The organism is uncultured Sphingomonas sp. (genome assembly GCF_964235535.1).
GTDB lineage: Bacteria > Pseudomonadota > Alphaproteobacteria > Sphingomonadales > Sphingomonadaceae > Sphingomonas.
Map to the genome: position 1 here is coordinate 1 of NZ_CAXSBH010000017.1, position 15,277 is coordinate 15,277.

Below are 15,277 nucleotides of genomic sequence, written 5' to 3' on the forward strand. Positions count from 1 at the left end.
TCGACCGCGAGGGCCGCGACCCGTTCGCGCTGCTCGACGAGATCGCCGACCAGCTCCAGCTCGATGTCTGCCCGATGAGCTGGCCCGTCGGCATGGGCGGCGAGTTCGAGGGCGTGCTCGATCTGACCAGCGGCGCTGTCTACCGCCCCGACGGCCCCGCGCGCACCTTCCAGGGCCGCACCGACCCCGCGCCCGTGCTCCCGCCCGCGATCGCCGACGAGGTCGAGCTCGCGCGAGGGGGGTACGCCTCGTTCGACGCCGACCGCTACCGCGCGGGCGACCTGACCCCGGTGTTCTTCGGCTCCGCGCTCAAGGATTTCGGCGTCGCCGAGCTGATCGCGGCGCTGGGGCTCCACGCGCCCGCGCCCCGCCCGCAGCCCGCCGAGCCCGCGCCCATCTCGCCTGACGCCGCCGAGGTCACGGGCTTCGTGTTCAAGGTCCAGGCGAACATGGACCCGCAGCACCGCGATCGCATCGCCTTCATGCGGCTATGCTCGGGCGTGTTCAAACGCGGCATGAAGCTGACGCCCTCGGGCAGCGGCAAGCCGATCGCGGTCCATTCGCCCATCCTGTTCTTCGCGCAGAACCGCGAGGTCGCCGACGAGGCCTATCCCGGCGACATCATCGGCATCCCCAACCACGGCACGCTCCGCGTCGGCGACACGCTGTCCGAACGCGCCGCGATCCGCTTCACCGGCCTCCCCAACTTCGCGCCCGAGATCCTGCGCCGAGTCCAGCTCCGCGACCCGACCAAGACCAAGCAACTCCGCAAGGCGCTCGACGACATGGCGGAGGAGGGGGTGACTCAGGTCTTCTACCCCGACATCGGCTCAAACTGGGTCATCGGCGTCGTCGGCCAGCTCCAGCTCGACGTGCTGCTCAGCCGCCTAGACGCGGAGTACAAGGTCGCCGCCGGGCTGGAGCCCGCCCCGTTCGAGACCGCGCGCTGGCTGTCCGCCGCCGATCCCGCCGACCTGAAGGCCTTTGCCGAGATTAATCGCGGCGGCATGGCCAAGGACCGCGACGGCGCCCCGGTGCTCCTCGCCAAGAGCGCATGGGAGATCGGCTACATGACCGAGCGCCACCCGGGCGTGACCTTCGCGACCACGCGCGAGCGGTGACGACGCGTTGGTGGCTCAGCTTCCGTCCCGCTCTCCATCGGCGTGCAACGCCTCGCTTAAGCCGACGCGGATCGCCTCGAGCGTCGCCAAAAGGTCAGGGAGCACCGCTGCGTCGGGAGCAGCCAAGGCCGCGACCGGGGCCGGCCCGCCGTCCTCGCGCGCCAGCAGTTGCTGCACACCCTTCACCGTATAACCCTGCGCGTTGAGCAGTTCGTCGATCCGACGGGCGAGCGCCACGTCCTCGGGCCGGTAGTACCGCCGGTTGCCCGCGCGCTGCAGCGGGCGGAGCTGGGTGAAGCGCGTCTCCCAATAACGCAGTACGTGCTGCGCCACGCCGAGTTCGACCGCGACCTCGCCGATGGTGCGGAACGCGCCCGCCGCCTTGGGGGGCGATGCCATGTCGGTCAGGTCCCGGGGTCGATCGAGTCGGGTGCGGTCACGTCGACGAAGCGATGCGCTCGCGCATCATCTGGCTCGCGCGGAAGGTCAGCACGCGCCTGGGCGCGATCGGCACCTCGACCCCCGTCTTGGGGTTGCGCCCGACGCGCTCGCCCTTATCGCGCAGAACGAAGGTGCCGAAGCCCGAAATCTTGACGTTCTCGCCCTTGGACAACGACTCGCACATTTCCTTCAGGACCTGTTCGACGATCTGGGAGGAATCGGCGCGGCTCAGCCCGATTTCCTTGTGCAACGCCTCGGCCAGATCGGCCCGGGTCAACGTCCCTGCTTGGTCCACCATCTCACTCCCCCGACGCCGATGTCGTTACATGCGTTTACGCCGGATCGGAAGAGGTTGGCGGCGAAACCTCTCATACCCGTACCGATGCGGGTCAGAAGCGGACCACCGCCGCGCCCCAGGTGAACCCGCCGCCCATCGCCTCCAGCACGACCAGATGCCCCGGCAGGATCCGCCCGTCGCGCACCGCCTGATCGAGCGCGAGCGGCACCGACGCGGCCGACGTGTTGGCGTGCTGGTCGACCGTCACCACCACTTTGGCCGGGTCCAGCCCCAGCTTGCGCGCGGTCGCGTCCAGGATGCGGGCATTGGCCTGGTGCGGCACTACCCAATCGACCGCATCCGCCTCCAGCCCGGCGAGCGTCAGCGTCTCGGTCATCACCGCCGACAGGTTGTTGACCGCATGGCGGAACACCTCGCGCCCCTTCATCCTCAGCTTGCCGACCGTCCCCGTCGTCGACGGTCCGCCATCGACATACAGCAGCTCGTTGTATCGCCCGTCGGCATGGAGCTTGACCGCCAATACGCCCCGCTCTCCCGCGTCCTGGCGCGCCTCCATCACGATCGCCCCCGCGCCGTCGCCGAACAGCACGCAGGTCCCGCGGTCCTCCCAATCGAGGATGCGGCTGAACGTCTCCGCGCCGATCACCAGCGCCTTGGAATGAGCGCCCGCGCGGAGCATCGAGTCCGCGACCTGCACCGCATACAGGAACCCCGAACACACCGCGCCGACATCGAACGCGACGCAGTCGAGGATGCCCAAGCGCGCCTGGACGATGGTGGCGCTCGCCGGAAACGTCTGGTCGGGCGTCGCGGTCGCCAGCACGATCAGGTCGATGTCGGATGCGGCCAGCCCCGCCGCCTCCAGCGCGCGGCGCGCGGCGTCAGCGGCGAGCGAGGCGGTGGTCTCGCCTTCGCCCGCGATGTGGCGGAACCGGATGCCCGTGCGCTCGACGATCCACTCGTCGGTCGTGTCCACCGTCTCCGCCAGCTCGGCGTTCGACACGCGCCGGATGGGCAGCGCCGATCCCGTGCCCGTGATGACCGATCGGATCACGCCGCCACGCCCGTTTCGCCGCCGAGGTCGGTCATCGCCTCGAACCGGTTCAGGTCCTCGGCGATACGCCTGGTCAGATCGTGGCGCACCATCTTGACCGCATTGCCAATCGCGGTTGCGACGCCCAGCTCGTTCGCGCCGCCGTGACTCTTCACCACGATGCCGTTCAGCCCCAAGAACACCGCGCCGTTATGCTTGTTGGGGTCGAGATGGTCGCGCAACAGCTCGGTCGCGGGCCGCGAGATCAGGAACCCCAGCTTGGATCGCACCGACGACCGGAATGCGCGCTTGAGCAGGTCCGCCACGAACCGCGCGGTTCCCTCGGCGGTCTTGAGCGCGATGTTGCCCGAAAATCCGTCGCATACGATCACGTCGACCTCGCCGCGCGACAGCCGGTCGCCCTCGATGAACCCGTCGAAGCGCATCGGCAGGTGCCCCGCCTCGCGCAGCAGCATCGACGCCTCGCGGATCGTGTCGGTGCCCTTCTGGTCCTCCGACCCGATATTGAGGAGCGCGACGCGGGGAAGATCGAGATCGAGCACGGTGCGCGCGAAGGCCGCGCCCATGACCGCGAACTGCACCAGGTTGCGCGCGTCGCATTCGGCGTTCGCGCCCAGATCGAGCATCACCACGTCATTGTCGCCGAGCGTCGGCAGCGGCGCGGCGAGCGCAGGCCGGTCGATGCCGGGCATCATGCGCAAGCTCAGCTTGGCCATCGCCATCATCGCGCCGGTGTTGCCCGACGACACGGCGGCGGCGGCGCGTCCGCGTTTCACCAGGTCGATCGCGACGCCCATCGACGTCTTCTTGGCGCGGCGCATCGCCACGCTCGGCTTTTCGGCGGACGAGACGGTCTCGGGAGCATGGACGATCTCGGATGCGGCGCGGAGGCCCGGATGCGCGTCCAGCCCGCGCGCGATCGCCACCTCGTCGCCCACGAGCAGGAACCAGATACCCTCGGCGGTCGCCCTCGCGCGCGCAACGCCCGCCAGCATCACCTGGAGCCCGTCATCGCCGCCCATCGCGTCGACCGCGATCCAGTCGCTGTCGGGCATCCCGAACCTGTCCTTTCGGTCGGCTGTTACGCCTCGACCGCGACGATCTCGCGACCGTTATAATGACCGCACGAATTGCACAGATTGTGCGGCCGCTTGAGCTCGCCGCAATTCGGGCACTCCTGGAACGACGCGATCGTCAGCGAGTCGTGCCCGCGACGCATGCCGCGCTTGGAGGGCGATGTTTTTCTCTTGGGGACGGCCATTTCGGCACCTTAGCTGGTCGGGGTGGCGCTCCCGATATCGCCGGGGACCTAGCAGGTTCCCGGGCCGGACGCGTCGCGAAGCGTGGCGCTATAGCGATAAGCCCCGCCGTTGCAAGCATGGGAGCGGACTGGCAGGACCCGGGAACACCAGAGGGAACCGACCGATGTTCACGACCACGCTGCCGATCACGCTGGTACTCGCGGGTGCGCTCGCGCTCATCAATCTTTGGCTATCGTTCCGTGTCGGCCAGGTCCGCGGCTCCGAGAAGGTCTTGCTCGGCGACGGCGGCAACGAGCGGGTGCTGCGCCGGATGCGCGCGCACGCCAACTTCGCCGAGAACGCGCCGCTTACGCTGATCCTGATCCTACTGCTCGAATTCGCGGCCGGCACCTCCGTTTGGCTGTGGAGCGCCGCCGCGCTGTTTCTCGTCGCGCGGATCGTGCACGGGTTCGGAATGGACGGCTGGAACCTCGGGCGGACGATCGGCACCGGATTGACGCTGCTCCTCCAGCTCCTGCTCGCGCTCTGGGCGATCTCCGTGCCGCTGACCGGTGCCTACTCTCCCACCATCAAGGACGTGGACGTGACCACCGCGCGAGGCTGAGCCGACCCTCTCCCGCCTTTGCGGGAGAGGGAAAGACGTGGCGCAGCCGCGGCGAGGGTGAGGGGCGGGCCTATCCGTGCGCGGTCCAGCGCTCACCCTGGCGCTGACGCGCCTGTCCCTCTCCCGCAAAGGCGGGAGAGGGTTTGAGTCAAGCCGCAAGCGCCCGGTCGCTCACGAACATATTGTGCTCGCGCTCATGCCCGAAGGTGCTGGGCTGCCCGTGCCCCGGAATAAACGCGGTCTCGTTCCCCAACGGCCACAGCTTTTCGGTAATCGACCGGATCAGCTGCGGGTGGTTCCCCTGCGGCAGGTCGGTCCGCCCGACCGACCCCTGGAACAGCACATCGCCCACCAGCGCGAAGCGCGAGGGCGGGTGGTGGAACACCACATGCCCCGCCGTGTGCCCGGGCGTCTCGTACACGTCGAAACGCAGCTCCCCGACCGTCACTACGTCACCCTCGACCAACCAGCGGTCGGGCTCGAACGGCACGCCGCGGATGCCCCAACTGCGCCCGTCCTCGTCCAGCCGCGCGAGCCAGAACCGGTCGGCCTCGTGCGATCCCTCAATGGGGACGCCCAGCTCGTCGGCGAGCGGCTTGGCCTCGCCCGCATGGTCGATATGGCCGTGGGTGAGGAGAATCTTCTCGACCGTCACGCCCGCCTGTTCGACCGCGCGCCTGATCTTGGCGATGTCGCCGCCCGGATCGACCACCGCCGCGCGCATGGTGGCGGTGCACCAGACGATCGTGCAGTTCTGCTGGATCGGCGTCACGGGCACGATTTGGGCGCGTAGGGGAGGGTTGCTCATGACGACCGGGATAGGCCGGCGGGCCCGCGGCGGCAATCATCGCTTGCGGTCGGACCGCCCCCTCGCGCATCCCTCCCGCTATGTCCGGCTGGCCCGAACCCTACGTGCTCCTCGACGACGCCCGCCCCGGCGGCTCCCCCGCGCGCCTCTACCGCGCGCCCGTTCAAGTGATCGAGGCGCACGCGGTCGCCGAAGTCGCCCCCGCGCTGGATGCGATCCGCGCTGGCAATGCGGAGGGCCTGCACGCCGCGGGCTATCTCGCCTACGAGGCCGGCGCGGCGTTCGAGCCGTCGCTCCCGCGCGCCGCAGGTTCCACGCCGCTCCTCTGGTTCGGCCTGTTCGACCGCTGGGAAGAGCCGGACGTCGCCGCACACCTACCCGACCCGGCGGGCGCCTGGGTCGGCGAGCCTCGCCCCTGCATCAACGAGAGCGCCTACGCCGAAGCCTTCGCCCAAATCCACGAGCTGATCGCGGCGGGCGATCTGTACCAGGCGAACTTGAGCTTCCGCGCCGAAGTCCCCATCGCGGGCGACCCGCTCGGCCTCTACGCCGCGCTCCGGGCGAGCGCGGGCGCGGGCTGGGGCGGTGTGGTCGCGACCGGCTCCTGTACGCTCCTGTCCTTCTCGCCCGAGCTGTTCTTCACGCTCGACGGCCGCCGCCTCACCTGCCGCCCGATGAAGGGCACCGCCCGTCGCGGCGGCACCCCCGCTGCCGACGCAGCCGCGGCTCGGGCGCTCGCGGCCGATTTCAAGCAGCGCGCCGAGAACCTCATGATCGTCGACCTGCTCCGCAACGACCTATCGCGCGTCGCCGCGACCGGCAGCGTCGCCGTCCCCGAGCTGTTTGCGGTCGAGACCTATCCGACGATCCATCAGATGGTGTCGGTCATCACCGCCGATCTCGCGCCCGGTCTGGACGCGGTCGACGTGCTGGCGGCTGCCTTTCCCTGCGGCTCGATCACCGGCGCGCCCAAACTCCGCGCGCAAGCGGCGCTCGCCGCGATCGAGACGGGGCCGCCGCGCGGGAGCTATACCGGCTCGGTCGGCCGCATCGACGCGACCGGCGATGCCGCATTCAACGTCGCTATCCGTACGCTGGCGATCGAGGGCGGCCGATCGCCCGCGCTCCTCGGCCTTGGTTCGGGCCTCGTCGCCGACTCGCAAGTCCGGGCGGAGTGGGACGAATGCCTCGCCAAGGCCGCGTTCCTCGGGAGCGGCCGTCGCCGCTTCGACCTCATCGAGACGATGGCGTTCGACCCCGAGGAGGGGATAGCGCTCCTCGACCGCCACCTGGAGCGCATGCTGCGTAGCGCCGAACTGTTCGGCTTCACCTTCGACCGCCACGCCGCGCGCAACGAGCTGCAGGCGGCGACCTTCCGCTTGCGCAGCCCCATGCGCGTGCGGCTGCTGCTCGCGCCCGGTGGCGCGGTGTCGGTCGAGACCGGCCCGATGCCGCCCGCGCCGCCCGCGCCCGTGTCCGTGTCGGTCGTCCCGCTCCCGGTCGACGAAGGCGATTACCGCCTCCGCCACAAGACGACCGACCGCGCCTTCTACGACCGCGCCCGCCGCGATGCGGGCGGCTTCGAGGTGCTGTTCGTGGGTTCGGACGGCTATCTGACCGAGGGCAGCTTCACCTCGCTGTTCGTTCCCCGGGGCGACCGCCTCCTCACTCCGCCGCTTGGCCGAGGCCTGCTCCCCGGCGTGTTGCGCGAGGCGCTGATCGCCGACGGCCGCGCGGTCGAGGCTGACCTGACCGCCGCCGACCTCGCCAGCGGCTTTCTCATCGGCAATGCTCTCCGCGGCCTCATGCGGGCGGTTGCGGTCGGGGCGGGGCCGCCCGTATGAGCGGCATTCCTCCCGGGAGTCAGCCCATGCAACCCTCCGCCGCGCTCGCCCGCATCAGTCCGTCCCCCACGCTCGCCGTTTCCGCGCGCGTCGGCGAGCTGAAACGGCAGGGCGTCGACGTGATCGGCCTCGGGGCGGGGGAGCCCGATTTCGACACCCCTGATTTCGTCAAGGAAGCCGCGATCGCGGCGATCCGCGCGGGCAAGACCAAATACACCGATGTCGATGGCACGCCCGAGCTGAAGGCGGCGATCGTCGCCAAGTTCAAGCGCGACAGCGGGCTGACTTACGCGCTCGACCAGATCACCGTGAATGTCGGCGGCAAGCAGACGCTGTTCAACGCGATCCTGGCGACCGTCGAACCGGGGGACGAGGTGGTGATCCCCGCGCCCTATTGGGTGAGCTACCCCGATATCGTCCAGTTCGCAGGCGGTGTGCCGGTCGTCGTGCCTGCCGGGCCTGAGCAAGGCTACAAGCTCACGCCGCAAGCGCTCGACGCCGCGATTTCCCCGCGGACCAAGTGGGTGGTCGTCAACTCGCCCTCCAACCCGACCGGCGCGGCCTACACCGCCGCCGAGCTGCGCGCGCTGGGCGATGTGCTGGCCCGGCACCCCCATATTTGGGTGCTGGCGGACGATATGTACGAGCATATCGTCTATGACGGCTTCGAATTCGCCACCATGGCCGAGGTCTGTCCCGATCTATACGACCGCACGCTGACGGTGAACGGCTGCTCCAAGGCCTATGCGATGACCGGCTGGCGGATCGGGTTCGCGGGCGGCGCGCCCTGGTTGATCAAGGCGATCGCCAAGCTTCAGTCGCAGTCGACCTCCAACCCCTGCTCGGTCTCGCAGGCGGCCGCGACGGCCGCGCTGAACGGCGACCAGTCGTTCCTGCTCGAGCGTAACCGCGCGTTCCAGGCCCGGCGCGACCTGATACTGTCGATGCTCGGCGAGATCGAGGGGATGATCTGCCCCAAGCCCGACGGCGCGTTCTACGTCTACCCCTCATTCGCTCCACTGATCGGGCGACGCACCCCGGGGGGCCAGGTGATCGACACCGACGAGGCGTTCGTGTCCTATCTGCTCGACGAAGCACGCGTCGCGGCGGTGCACGGTGCCGCGTTCGGCCTCTCGCCGGCAATGCGGATCAGCTACGCGACCTCGGACGTGCTATTGCGCGAGGCCTGCGCGCGCATCCAGCAGGCGTGTCGCGCGCTGCGCTGAAGCTGGCGCGCCGATGAACGGCGGCCCCAGCGTCGGTTCAGCAGCGAAAACTATAAGTTGCGGTCGTGGTTCTTGCGGCGACCCCCGTCGCCCATGATTTGAGAGCCAACGAAAACCGAACACGGGAGCTCGTGTCATGCGCATCTTCAAGAACAGCTTCGTCTGGCAGTTCACCGGCGGCTTCCTGCTCGGCGCGGTCGGCCTGCTCGCCCTCCAGCCCGCCGAGGCGACCCGCACCTTCGCCAGCCACTTCGGCGTGAGCGCGTCGGCCGAGCGTTGAGCGTGAAGGCTCAAGCGCTCACGATCGGTGCAGGCGTCGTGGCGCTCGGCTGGGTGTTCACCTCGACCAGCGCGGTCGCCGAACGCGCCGTGCCGATCCCGGCCGCCAAGCTCGACGTGCCGCGTGGTACCGGACCTCAAGTCGCGGTGTTCGCAGGCGGATGCTTCTGGGGCCTGGAGGCTGTGTTCGAGCATGTGCGCGGTGTCCGTTCGGTCCAGTCGGGCTATGCGGGCGGGACCGCCGCGACCGCGAACTACGACGAAGTGTCGACCGAGCGTACCGGCCATGCCGAGGCGGTCCGGATCGTGTACGACCCCGCTCAAGTCAGTTACGCTATACTGCTCCGCGTCTTCTTCTCGGTCGCGCACGACCCGACCCAGCTCAATCGTCAGACACCCGATGTCGGGCCGAGCTACCGGTCCGCCGTGTTTCCACAGACGCCGCAGCAGCGGATGGTCGCGCAGCGGTACATGGCGCAGCTCGGCGCGGCCAAGTCCTACCCGCGTCCCATCGCGACGAAGATCGAGGGCGGCGCATTCTACCCGGCCGAGGCCTATCACCAGAACTTTTGGCGGAAGAACCCGACGCACCCCTACATCGTCCGTTGGGACAAGCCGAAGGTCGCCGCGTTCCGCGCAGGGTTCCCGACGCTCGCCCGCTAGGGGCACCCCACAAAGTACTACTTTGTGGGGTGCCCGATTAGGCGGCGAGCGGGAAGCGCAGCATCCGGTCCTCGACGGGCAGCAGCGCCTCGGCCGCGCCGCCGACCGCGCGCCTGATCTCCTTGTGCGTCGCGTCGAGCCCCCCGGTGAGCGAGCCGAAGGCGGGCAGGATCAGCTTGGTCGGGGTCGCGACGAAGCAGCGGCGCGCGACCTGGCGACCGCGTACGCGGACGCGGAGCTTGGGGTGGAAGTGCCCGGACAATTCGCAGGCGGGCTCGCGCGGGTCGGCTTCGTGGCGCAGGACCAAGTCGTCGACCTGCGCCTCCGTCGCCACCTCGCCGCCGCAGCGGTCGAGGATCTCGGGATCGTGGTTGCCAGTGATCCAGGTCCAGCGCGTGCCCGACGTCAGCGCGCGCAGGCGGCGCTGCGCCTCGGCGGGCAGGCGGTCGCAGCCGCCGACATCGTGAAAGCTGTCGCCCAGGCACCAGACCTCGCGCGCCCCCGTCGCCGCGACCAGCGCCTCTATCTCGCGCAGCGTCGCGAGCGAGTCGTAGGGCGGGAGCATCTGTCCGCGCATCGCGAACCAGCTCGCCTTTTCGAAATGCAGGTCGGCGACGAGCAACGCGCCGCGGGCGGGCCAATGCACAGCGCCCGACGCGTGCGCCCGAAGCGCGTGTCCACCGAACGAAAACGGAACCATGGGCCGCCCATGCCGCCGGACATCAACCAGATCAAGGCGTTAGCGCGTCATCCGGCATAGGCGAGCACCAGATCGTGGAGATAATCGCGCCCGTCATGGAGCGAGCGGACGCGGATGCGCTCGTTCAGTCCGTGGATGCCGCCCAGGTCCTTGTCGATAAAGATGCCCGGCACGCCGTATACGGGGATGCCGAGCGCGGCGAAGAACACCCCGTCGGTCGCGCCCGTCGACATGAGCGGCAGCACCGGCACGCCCGGAAAGTGCTTCGCCGCGATGCGGGTGACCGGTCCCAGGATCTTGGGATCGAGCGCCGGCGGCTTGGCGGTCGGGCGCACCGGCTGATTGGCGGTGACGGTGACCTTGGGCCCCGCGAGCTCCTTGAGCTTGGCGAGCGTCGCGTCGACGGTCTCGCCGGGGAAGATGCGGCAATTGACGTTTGCGGTCGCGCTTTGGGGCAGCGCGTTCTCCGCATGGCCCGCCTTGACGAGCGTCGTCACGCAGGTGGTGCGTAGGGTCGAGTGAAACGCCTTGTCGCGGCTGACGATCGCGTCGGCCGCCTTGTCCTCCGGGTTCGCGAGCAGGCGGGTGATCGCGCCGCCGACCTCGCCTCCTTGGGCCTTGGCGGTCGCGCCGAAGAAGGCGCGGGTGGTGTCGGTGAAGCGGACGGGGAACTCGTAGCCCTGCACCGCGCGGATCGCGGCGGCGAGTTCGTAGATCGCGTTGTCGGGCACGGGCTGCGAGCTGTGGCCGCCCGGGTTGGTCGCGGTGAAGGTGTAGTTCTGCGCCGCCTTCTCGCCGACCTGGATCGCCAGCAGCTGGCGCTTGCCCGTCTCGTCCAGGCGACCGCCGCCGCCTTCGTTCAGGACGAACTCGGCCGCGATCAGGTCGGGGCGGTTCTTGGTCAGCCACTGCGCGCCGTTCCAGGCGAAGGTCGTCTCCTCGCCGCAGGTCAGCGCGAGCTTGATCGTGCGCTTGGGCACCTGCTTGCCCGCCTTCAGCCGGATCATCGTGTCGGCCCAGATCGCCGACATCGCCTTGTCGTCGACGGTGCCGCGCGCGTAGTAGTAGCCGTCTTCCTCGACGAGCTTGAACGGATCGCGGGTCCAGTCCTTCGGGTCGGCCTCGACCACGTCGAGATGGCCTAGCAGCAGCATGGGCTTGAGCGTCTTGTCACTGCCGGGGAGCACCGCGACGATACCGCCCTCCTTGGGGTGCTCGGGTACGGAGAACAGCGTGATGTCCTGGGTAGTGTACCCTGCGCGCTTCATCCGCCCGGCGATCTGGGCGGCGGCGCGGGTGCAATCGCCCTTGCTGATCGTCGTGTCGGTCTCGACCAGCTCCTTATAGAGATCGAAGAAGGCGCGCTGGTCGGGGCGCCCTTGCGCAGTCGCCGCCTGCGGTCCGGCGAGCAACGCCGCCGCCGTCAGCCACCCTGTCGTCCGCCCCATCATGCTTGTTCCCCTTGTCGGCACGAAGGTTAGCCTTGCGGGCGCGGCCCCGGCAAGGCCGCCCGCGACGCGAAACCGCGCCCGCGCGGCATGGTCAGCCGGACCTCGCGGTTGGCGAAGTCGATATGCACCCGGCGGAACATGCGGAGCGCGTCCATGCCGAGCAGCAGGGCGGGCTTCTCCTCCAGCCCCCATTCCTTGAACGGCGCGGAGGCGGAAAAGGCGATCGGCAGATTCTGGAACGTGACCGCGCCGATCTTGACCTGCGGCACCTGCGTGTAGCCCGCGACCATCTTGCCGCCGATGACGCTGATCAGCTCGATGTCGCGCATGCCCTTGTGCGAGCGCGCGACGCGGCGGCGGAGCGCCTCGTTGCCCATGCTGACCTCGGTGCCGGTATCGAGGATCACGCGGACCTTGGTGCCGCGGAAATCGGCGTCGGTGACGACGAGCTGGCCGAACAGGCTGCGCGCCTGGATGACGATCTCGCCCGGCGCGCCCGCGCGCTTGCGGCGGGCGCGCTTGGTGGAGGGGGAGACGCGCATCGTCTCCGTGTCGAAGTCGATCGCGACCGCGTGGCCCTGGAGCGTGTCGATGCCCAGGATGCCGTTCGCGCCCATGTGCCGCCGCTCGAGCGCGGGCGCCTCGATCTTCGCGCCCGCGAAGCTCGAGACGCTCAGCGACGAGATGAGCACGGTGCCGACATTGGCCCGGCCGGTCATCGCGACTAGCCGGACGTCGCGGCCGCGCGGCAGGCCGAGCTCGCTCGCCAGCTCGCGCGAGATGACAGTCCGCTGCGCGCCGGTGTCGATGATGAAGCGGTGCGGCCCGGTGCCCGCGATCTGGACGGGCACGGTCATGCGCTGCTTTTCCAGGAGGAACGCCAGATCCTCGTCGGTCGCCTGCGGGACGGGCGGTGGCGTCGCTTCTTGTGCGGGGGCTGCGGCGGCGAGCAGAAGGGCGGGGAAGATCAGAGCGCTACGCATGATACGAAAAGGGTGCGCCCGATCCGGACCTTTGGCAAGCGACGGGCCGCGCGGGTCGCGGAGAGGCGCGCGGGGAAGGTGATCCGGATCGCCGGGTCCGGGGGCGAAGGTAACGAAGTTCACGCGCGTTCGGTAATTCCGTGTCGCCGGGCTTTTCGGATATTGCGCACCCGGAGCAAAGTCGCGGCTTGGAAAGTCGCGAAAGTCACACCCCAACACGTATGCGCGCGTATGCGGCGTGGACCGGGCGGAAGTTTCGAGATCGAGGCTGCGTTCCCGTTCGTATCGTTCCCGCGCCCGGTCGGCGACGGATGCGCGGTGGCGGGTCGAGGTTGGGCGGGTGTTCACCAACCAGTGTGGAGCATGGGAAATCCAACATTGGAAGAGGAAATAATCCATGCTAACCGCCGCTCGCTGCCTCCGCCACGGCGAATTTGTTGACGAAAAGCCGTCCCTTATGCCGGTCGAGGAACGCTTCTACGCTCGGCGATGATGCCTCCGTAACCACGAGCGGCACCAGCACGCTCGCATCGAAGTAGAAGGTCACCAGCGTCGTTCGTCGGCGAGTGCGCGCAACATTTCGTTCGAGTCGACATCGATCGACGGCCGCGCCTCGCGCCGTGCCCGAAGCCAGTCGAGGCCGGCGCGTCTGTCGGCAGGAGCACCTTCTTTCGGAAACGCCGGCCGTATCTCGACGACGACGCGGCCGTGCCGGGTGATCAGCACCTCCTCGCCGTCCAGCGCCCGGTCAATCAACCCGGGCAACCCGTTCTTCGCCTCCGCCACGCTGTAGCTGCTCATCGAAACCTTCTGGTCGAGGCGGGATAGCTACATTTATGATTATCTTCGACGTTGAGGATGTCACAATCGTTGACAAAAAAAGTTGGACTTAACGTTTGGGAAAGATACGCAACGGCACCAGCCGAGGATGCCAGTGGTCGACAAGCCGAAAGTTTTCAGCCTGCATTATCGGGGGAGTCGCTTTCGCAATGCGCGCCTCCCCGTTGATGTGCTGTCTGATCTCCCGGCGTTCCGCGACCTGCTCGTGTCTTATGCGAAGGACGAGTGGCGGCGGCGGCACTCGGACCGTAAGCGGCTCCCCAAGGGCTTCGACAAGAGCTTCGCGTTTGACTTGGTGCAGATTGACAACGGCAGCGCAATTCCCAAACTTGAATGGAATAAGTTCAGCGCCCAAGAGAACCTTCCGGGCTTCGCTGATGAAATCGAAGAGATTGTTGAAGCGGCGTATGAAGACGTGTTTGCGCTCATTGAGGGACAAGCGGGTCGCATTACAGCATTAAGTTCGGAAAAGGTGCGAGCGCTCAATCGCTTTGGCGCCGGCCTTCGCGATAATGAGAAGATCGAAATCCCTAATCGCACGACTGGAGAGGTCGTGTCATTCGATGCTTATCGTCGCAAAAGGCTTATAATTGGCGCGCGTGAAACTTACGAAACTAGATTTGAGGGCCTTGGTGAGCTGATCGGCGCGCACATCAAGAGTGGATATGAGGGTATCGTCACCGTTAGAACGCAGGAATTTGGCGATATACAAATACCGGTGGACCCGGCACAGATACGTGACGAATTTGATGGAAGCCTTGAGCAGGATGTTCAATTTGAACTCATCGTCGAGCTGGACACACTAGACCAGTTTCGTCGTGTAGCTGATGTATTTGATATTGCTGTCGTCGACAGTAATATTAGCGCGGCATTGCTGAAGTGTCAGCAAAGAATAGCAGAAATCTCTATGCTAGAAGCTGGCTGGCGTGATGGCTCCGGTCAGGCGGTCACCGAAGCTGCTATCTCCGCGGCTACATCATTTCTATTTAAGCGCCTTTCATACTGCGGCACCTTTCGTATTTTCCCAAAGGATGACGGCGGCATCCTTGTCGATTTTGAGCGGGATGGCTGGGACTATTCCGTTGAGTTTGGCTCGGCCGGTGGGGTGGAGTTTTACGGTATCGAGATCGACGGCGCTGGTGAAGTTCAGCCACAGGGATTCGACAGCATAGAAGACGACTTTCTGCGAGCTTTCGACGGCATGGTGAACGCGAATGGGTGAATTGCTTACGGATCAAACTGAAACTCTGTTTCGCCAGATCCATCCAAATTGTATCCATGACGGTGAACCTGCCAGTGACCGATTCAAACCGCAACCAAATGATGCTGGTCTCATGTCCGTGGATCGTTCCTCGTTGACTGACGCTGCATCATCTCACGCGATTTATACAAGCACCGGCAATAAGTCAGGGGCGGTCTATGGTGTGACAGTCGGCGAGTTCGGCGAGCAACAGATCGAGTGCCGCTCCGATCCGCTGGAAGCGATAGATGACAAACCGGCAAATCCGGCTCATACCCTTGCAGATTATACGCCGCACGAAGAGAAGAAGTGGAAAATCATTTCCAAGCGGCTTAAGCAGAAAGCGAAAGCGCGCGGCCAGCTACATCCTTAACTTGAGTAGGGCGCAACGGACATTATTACTTGTCCGGCCCCTTTCCGCTAGGCGCTCATCTGCTTCAGCAGAGGTTCTTAGTTAGCTACC

19 protein-coding genes are annotated in these 15,277 nt (G+C 67.2%); 8 read left to right on the forward strand and 11 right to left on the reverse strand.

What is annotated here, in order from left to right; all coding sequences use genetic code 11:
* A partial coding sequence (locus ACFE7F_RS07300) for an EF-Tu/IF-2/RF-3 family GTPase (protein ID WP_375403188.1) occupies positions 1–1,121 on the forward strand: 1,121 nt, incomplete at its 5' end.
* Positions 1,122–1,136: 15 nt separating this feature from the next.
* Here ACFE7F_RS07300 and ACFE7F_RS07305 read toward each other — a convergent pair.
* The 5 genes from ACFE7F_RS07305 to rpmF all read right to left on the reverse strand — a co-directional run bounded on the left by ACFE7F_RS07305 (position 1,137) and on the right by rpmF (position 4,175).
* Positions 1,137–1,520 carry a MerR family transcriptional regulator gene (locus ACFE7F_RS07305; protein ID WP_375403189.1) on the reverse strand — a complete coding sequence of 128 codons (384 nt, stop codon included), beginning with the start codon at positions 1,518–1,520 and terminating at the stop codon, positions 1,137–1,139.
* Between the two features lie 37 nt (positions 1,521–1,557).
* Positions 1,558–1,860 carry an integration host factor subunit alpha gene (locus tag ACFE7F_RS07310; protein WP_375403190.1) on the reverse strand — a complete coding sequence of 101 codons (303 nt, stop codon included), beginning with the start codon at positions 1,858–1,860 and terminating at the stop codon, positions 1,558–1,560.
* Between the two features lie 91 nt (positions 1,861–1,951).
* Positions 1,952–2,914: a beta-ketoacyl-ACP synthase III gene (locus tag ACFE7F_RS07315; RefSeq protein WP_375403191.1), complete on the reverse strand. Its 963-nt coding sequence runs from the start codon at positions 2,912–2,914 to the stop codon at positions 1,952–1,954.
* Positions 2,911–3,969, reverse strand: coding sequence for a phosphate acyltransferase PlsX (gene plsX / locus ACFE7F_RS07320; RefSeq protein WP_375403192.1), 1,059 nt, complete (start codon positions 3,967–3,969; stop codon positions 2,911–2,913). The genes ACFE7F_RS07315 and plsX overlap by 4 nt, the downstream gene beginning before the upstream one ends.
* A 26-nt stretch (positions 3,970–3,995) precedes the next feature.
* Positions 3,996–4,175, reverse strand: coding sequence for a 50S ribosomal protein L32 (rpmF, locus tag ACFE7F_RS07325; RefSeq protein ID WP_375403193.1), 180 nt, complete (start codon positions 4,173–4,175; stop codon positions 3,996–3,998).
* A 164-nt stretch (positions 4,176–4,339) separates the two neighbouring features.
* Here rpmF and ACFE7F_RS07330 point away from each other — a divergent pair, with 164 nt between their 5' ends.
* The gene (locus ACFE7F_RS07330) at positions 4,340–4,780 is read left to right on the forward strand and encodes an MAPEG family protein (RefSeq protein ID WP_375403194.1); all 441 of its coding nucleotides are present in this window, start codon (positions 4,340–4,342) and stop codon (positions 4,778–4,780) included.
* 148 nt (positions 4,781–4,928) lie between these two features.
* On the opposite strand, the gene ACFE7F_RS07335 is transcribed toward ACFE7F_RS07330, so the two are convergent.
* Entirely contained in the window at positions 4,929–5,588 is a 660-nt protein-coding gene (locus ACFE7F_RS07335) for an MBL fold metallo-hydrolase (RefSeq protein WP_375403195.1), read from the reverse strand.
* Positions 5,589–5,668: 80 nt separating this feature from the next.
* Here ACFE7F_RS07335 and pabB point away from each other — a divergent pair, with 80 nt between their 5' ends.
* The 4 genes from pabB (at position 5,669) to msrA (ending at position 9,600) form a co-directional block, all read left to right on the forward strand.
* Complete coding sequence (gene pabB / locus ACFE7F_RS07340) at positions 5,669–7,432, forward strand: aminodeoxychorismate synthase component I (protein ID WP_375403196.1); 1,764 nt, start codon at positions 5,669–5,671, stop codon at positions 7,430–7,432.
* A gap of 26 nt (positions 7,433–7,458) precedes the next feature.
* Entirely contained in the window at positions 7,459–8,658 is a 1,200-nt protein-coding gene (locus ACFE7F_RS07345) for a pyridoxal phosphate-dependent aminotransferase (protein ID WP_375403197.1), read from the forward strand.
* A 136-nt stretch (positions 8,659–8,794) separates the two neighbouring features.
* Positions 8,795–8,938, forward strand: coding sequence for a hypothetical protein (locus tag ACFE7F_RS07350; RefSeq protein ID WP_375403198.1), 144 nt, complete (start codon positions 8,795–8,797; stop codon positions 8,936–8,938).
* 23 nt (positions 8,939–8,961) lie between these two features.
* A complete protein-coding gene (msrA, locus tag ACFE7F_RS07355) occupies positions 8,962–9,600 on the forward strand; it encodes a peptide-methionine (S)-S-oxide reductase MsrA (protein WP_375403242.1) in 639 nt (212 codons plus the stop codon).
* Between the two features lie 37 nt (positions 9,601–9,637).
* On the opposite strand, the gene pdeM is transcribed toward msrA, so the two are convergent.
* The 5 genes from pdeM to ACFE7F_RS07380 all read right to left on the reverse strand — a co-directional run bounded on the left by pdeM (position 9,638) and on the right by ACFE7F_RS07380 (position 13,535).
* A complete protein-coding gene (gene pdeM, locus ACFE7F_RS07360) occupies positions 9,638–10,300 on the reverse strand; it encodes a ligase-associated DNA damage response endonuclease PdeM (protein WP_375403199.1) in 663 nt (220 codons plus the stop codon).
* Positions 10,301–10,347: 47 nt separating this feature from the next.
* The gene (locus tag ACFE7F_RS07365) at positions 10,348–11,748 is read right to left on the reverse strand and encodes a M20/M25/M40 family metallo-hydrolase (protein ID WP_375403243.1); all 1,401 of its coding nucleotides are present in this window, start codon (positions 11,746–11,748) and stop codon (positions 10,348–10,350) included.
* Between the two features lie 29 nt (positions 11,749–11,777).
* Entirely contained in the window at positions 11,778–12,734 is a 957-nt protein-coding gene (locus tag ACFE7F_RS07370) for an aspartyl protease family protein (RefSeq protein ID WP_375403200.1), read from the reverse strand.
* 400 nt (positions 12,735–13,134) lie between these two features.
* Positions 13,135–13,281: a hypothetical protein gene (locus ACFE7F_RS07375; RefSeq protein ID WP_375403201.1), complete on the reverse strand. Its 147-nt coding sequence runs from the start codon at positions 13,279–13,281 to the stop codon at positions 13,135–13,137.
* A complete protein-coding gene (locus tag ACFE7F_RS07380) occupies positions 13,278–13,535 on the reverse strand; it encodes a type II toxin-antitoxin system Phd/YefM family antitoxin (protein ID WP_375403202.1) in 258 nt (85 codons plus the stop codon). The genes ACFE7F_RS07375 and ACFE7F_RS07380 overlap by 4 nt, the downstream gene beginning before the upstream one ends.
* 133 nt (positions 13,536–13,668) lie before the next feature.
* On the opposite strand from ACFE7F_RS07380, the gene ACFE7F_RS07385 reads away from it, so the two are divergent.
* Both ACFE7F_RS07385 and ACFE7F_RS07390 read left to right on the forward strand, forming a co-directional pair.
* Positions 13,669–14,796 (forward strand): hypothetical protein, encoded by a 1,128-nt coding sequence (locus ACFE7F_RS07385; RefSeq protein ID WP_375403203.1) that lies wholly within the window; start codon positions 13,669–13,671, stop codon positions 14,794–14,796.
* The gene (locus ACFE7F_RS07390; protein ID WP_375403204.1) at positions 14,789–15,187 is read left to right on the forward strand and encodes a hypothetical protein; all 399 of its coding nucleotides are present in this window, start codon (positions 14,789–14,791) and stop codon (positions 15,185–15,187) included. Before ACFE7F_RS07385 ends, ACFE7F_RS07390 begins: the two co-directional genes overlap by 8 nt.
* Positions 15,188–15,277: the final 90 nt, after the last annotated feature.